We start from the raw sequence: 2,170 nt of genomic DNA on the forward strand, positions 1-2,170 counted from the left end.
GGTGCAAGGGCATTGCCACAAATCGCAAGAAGTTACAGGCAGAAATGAGAGCGTTAAGGAAATATGATAACAAGAAAGTATAAGATAGCGGATAAGGTGGTTGAGGTCAATTCGATATATGACGAGGTACACGAATACTGCTCTGAATATCTGACGGACACTTCTGCCGATTATTCTGTGACTACCACGCAAGCGGATATTGACTATGAGCGTGAGAAGTCTGCCCGTGAGGACGAGATTGAGGGTATCCCTGTTCGGAACTTCTCAGACAGCTACCTTGAAGAATTGGCAGTTTACCGCAAGATAGCTGAGAAAATGATAGACTATGACACGTTACTCTTTCACGGCTCTGTTGTGGCGGTGGACGGTGTGGGCTATCTTTTCACGGCTAAGTCAGGCACAGGCAAGTCCACGCATACAAGGCTTTGGCGAGAATATTTCGGAGAACGTGCTGTCATGGTGAATGATGATAAACCGCTTTTGCATATCTCTGATACAGTCACGGCTTACGGCACTCCCTACAACGGCAAGCACAGGCTCGGCACAAACACCTCCGTTCCGCTGAAAGCTATCTGTATTCTGACGAGAGCTGCCGACAATCACATCGAGCCTATCACAAGAGAACAGGCATATACAATGTTACTGCAACAGGTCTACCGTCCAGCGGATATGCTGAAAATGGCGAAAACGCTGGAATTAGTGGACAGGCTTGCAGACAGCGCGAAGCTCTATCGGCTCGGCTGTAATATGGATATTTCAGCGGCAAAAATCGCCTTTGAGGGTATGCAATGACGAGATTTGAAGATGTGATCGAGCGTGATGGGCGGCTCGTCTATACCAATGTCGGTGACAGTATGCGCCCGCTGATTCGGCAGGACAGGGATATTTTAATCATCGAAAAGTACGAAGGTAGGCTGAAAAAGTACGATGTTCCGCTGTATAAGCGTGACAGCGGTCAGTATGTGCTTCATAGGGTACTGAAAGTCCGCCCCGATGATTATGTGATATGCGGAGATAACCGCTACAACAAAGAATACGGCATTACCGACCGACACATTATCGGTGTACTGACGGCGGTGGTGCGTGACGACAAGGAAATTCCCATAACCGACCTGCGGTATCGGCTGTATGTTCACCTGTGGTGCGATTTATTCCCGATACGAGCATTTATCCTCAAAGCAACGCACTTCCCGAAATGGCTGAAAAGAAAACTGAAATGATGAAAAATAATGCGATAAAATGGCTTTATGCCGTACCCGAAAAGAAAAAGCTGTATATCCTCGCTCTGATGCTGGTGCAGGCGCTCCACGGCGCAAGCGGTGTGCTGTATGCTCTGCTTCTGCGGAATATCGTGGACAACGCCACGGCACACGATAAGGCAGGATTTTGGCATTTTGTGGTTCTGACCGTTCTGCTTGTGGTCGTTCAGATCGGTATGAGGGCGGTCATTCGCTGGCTGAATGAGCTGTCAAAGTCCACTTTTGAAAATATCTTCAAGGCTCGGCTGATGCGGAATATCCTCCGAAAAGATTTTGCAAGCGTGAGTGCCGTCCATTCGGGCGAATGGCTGAACAGGCTCACCAATGACACAGTAGTTGTCGCTGACAGCTATGTTGAAATTCTCCCCGGACTGGTCGGAATGGTTGTCAAGCTCATTAGTGCGGTCATTATGATGATCGTGCTGGACTGGCGGTTTGCCTGCGTCCTGCTGCCCTGCGGAGTGCTGCTTATTGTATTTACCTACGCTTTCCGTAAGGTGCTGAAACGTCTGCACAAACAGATGCAGGAGCGTGACGGCAAGCTGCGTATCTTCCTGCAAGAGCATATCGGCAGTATGATGATGATTCGCTCTTTCGCAACAGAACAACAGACGGAAAATGAAGCAAGCGAGCGAATGAAAGCCCATAAAACCGCAAGAATGCGTAAAAATCATTTCTCTAACTTCTGCAATATCGGTTTCGGGCTTGCGATGAACGGAATGTATCTCTTTGGGGTGTGCTACTGCGGTTACGGCATTTTGCTCGGTACGATCAGCTACGGAACACTGACCGCTATCACACAGCTTATCTCACAGATACAAGCCCCGTTTGCTAATATTACGGGCTATCTGCCGAAGTTCTATGCTATGACGGCAAGTGCGGAGCGTCTTATGGAGATAGAAAACTTCTCC

Annotated in this window: 3 protein-coding genes; all 3 read left to right on the forward strand. The window is 48.5% G+C overall.

Going from position 1 to position 2,170, the window contains the following annotated elements:
- Positions 1–63 precede the first annotated feature (63 nt).
- Entirely contained in the window at positions 64–792 is a 729-nt protein-coding gene (locus K6G33_RS01710) for a hypothetical protein (protein ID WP_296775554.1), read from the forward strand.
- Complete coding sequence (locus K6G33_RS01715; RefSeq protein WP_296775557.1) at positions 789–1,220, forward strand: S24/S26 family peptidase; 432 nt, start codon at positions 789–791, stop codon at positions 1,218–1,220. Before K6G33_RS01710 ends, K6G33_RS01715 begins: the two co-directional genes overlap by 4 nt.
- Positions 1,196–2,170: ABC transporter ATP-binding protein (locus tag K6G33_RS01720; protein ID WP_296775559.1), on the forward strand; the 975-nt coding region annotated here is incomplete at its 3' end. The genes K6G33_RS01715 and K6G33_RS01720, both read left to right, overlap by 25 nt.

The organism is Ruminococcus sp. (assembly GCF_024691275.1).
In the GTDB taxonomy this organism is placed as follows: domain Bacteria; phylum Bacillota; class Clostridia; order Oscillospirales; family Ruminococcaceae; genus Ruminococcus.

Bases quoted from the DNA above. Each gene is read 5' to 3' on its own strand.
- K6G33_RS01710 (WP_296775554.1), top strand. From the start codon at position 64: ATGATAACAAGAAAGTATAAGATAGCGGATAAGGTGGTTGAGGTCAAT.
- K6G33_RS01715 (WP_296775557.1), top strand. From the start codon at position 789: ATGACGAGATTTGAAGATGTGATCGAGCGTGATGGGCGGCTCGTCTAT.